Annotated in this window: 1 protein-coding gene; it reads left to right on the top strand. The window is 31.9% G+C overall.

Annotation, left to right across the window (positions count from 1 at the left end):
• Nucleotides 1–224: 224 nt before the first annotated feature.
• Nucleotides 225–1,502: a transposase gene (locus tag BW929_RS15040; RefSeq protein ID WP_076546279.1), complete on the top strand. Its 1,278-nt coding sequence runs from the start codon at nucleotides 225–227 to the stop codon at nucleotides 1,500–1,502.
• Nucleotides 1,503–1,678: the final 176 nt, after the last annotated feature.

The raw sequence follows: 1,678 nt of genomic DNA, 5'->3' as shown, positions 1-1,678 counted from the left end.
CAGAGATTCCGCAAATGATTTTTAAAAAATAAGGAGAATACAGTTCAAACAGTATTCTCAGCAGTAGTTCCAAAATAAAGAATATTAGAAATATTAGTCATACAATTATCCCAATTAAAAACCTTATGATGATTGATAATTCGGGCTTTAATAAAGGAAATCCCCGCCCTTTTTTGAAAGTGTTAATTGACAAGAAAAACACACAAAAAAGGAGACGGGGAAAAATGAAAACTAAAAATCATACATTAAGTTGTTATCAATATTGTAACAGGGTCTACGATTTAATTCAAAAATTAGAGCAGATTGAAGATAAAAGAGTTCATCCTTCAGTAAAACTACCAACTGTAATTTTAGTTAATCTTTTTTCTTTAATGTCTGGATTGCACAATTTTAAAACTATGGAAGAGGCAATTAATGATGGTGATTTTGATGAGTTTTTTGAGAATACAAATCTACCATCTGCAGATACCATATCCTATGCTCTAAAGCATGCTAATTTGGATGATCTAAGACAGATAGCAGTAGATACTATTCAGAAAGCCAGATATAATAAATCATTAAACGCGAATACAATAGATGGTTTAAAGGTAGTTGCAATAGATGGCAGCAATGTCTTTAGCATGGAAAGTGAGAGATTAGGTAAAAACGCTCATAAATATGAGCACAATGAGGGGAAATCAATAAAATATCATGAAAAAATGATAGCAGCCTCTTATGTGGGTGAAGGCTTTGCTCCGATTTTAAAGATGGAGAGAATTGAGGCTGGAGAAGGTGAGCTAACTGCAGCTAAAAAGCTTGTTAGGAGTCTCAACAGGGATCATCACCAGTATTGTGATGTAATTGTGGTTGATTCACTCTACATAAATGCACCATTTATCAATACCTGTATAAGAAATAATAAAGATGTAGTAGTTAGAGTTAAACAGGAAAATAATTTAATAAAAGATGCTGAAGGTTTAACTAAAAACAGAAAGCCTGATCATATATATGAAGGTATTAATCCCGGAGATGAAGAAAGAACCACAGGTACTTTTTATGATCTTAAAATCTGGGATGAAGAGAATTTTAATTGGTCTGATGTAGATAAACCACTTAGAGTATTAAAAGTAGAAGAAAGAAAAAAAGTAGTTAATAAAGATAGAGAGATAGTTAAAGAAGAAACTACAACCCATTATTTTGCTACCACCATGGAAAAGATCCAGCTGAAAGCATTAACCGCCTGGAAGATAGCCCACAGACGCTGGGATGAAGAAAACAGTGTTTTCCACTGGCTAAAAACACACTGGAACTTTGATCATGTTTTTAGCAGTGATCCTCATGTAATACAGGCTATGTATTATGTTTATCTGATAGCATATAATTTATTCCATTTATATATCTACAGAAATTTAAGAACTTTTGATTTTAAAAAAGATACTAAAAAGATATTTTTAAGAAGATTTTACAGAGGAATTATCCGCTTAAATGAACCACTATATTATCCAGGAGCTTCTTCAGGATAATATCTGAATTTGTTCAGTTGGTTATAGAACTGCAAAGCAAATATGCTAAAAACCTTCCATTTCAATGGGGGAAAGGGGGTTCTGTATCTTATTTGAGCTGATTTTAGTGTAGAAAATACTGTTTAAAGTAATATTCTCTCTTTTTTATTTTTTAAAAATCATTTGCGGAATCTCTG

Source organism: Halanaerobium kushneri, from assembly GCF_900156285.1.
In the GTDB taxonomy this organism is placed as follows: domain Bacteria; phylum Bacillota; class Halanaerobiia; order Halanaerobiales; family Halanaerobiaceae; genus Halanaerobium; species Halanaerobium kushneri.
This window is presented reverse-complemented; position numbering and strand designations above follow the sequence as displayed.

What these genes read in the sequence shown, in the direction of transcription:
- BW929_RS15040 (WP_076546279.1), top strand. Translation starts at nt 225, where the DNA reads ATGAAAACTAAAAATCATACATTAAGTTGTTATCAATATTGTAACAGG.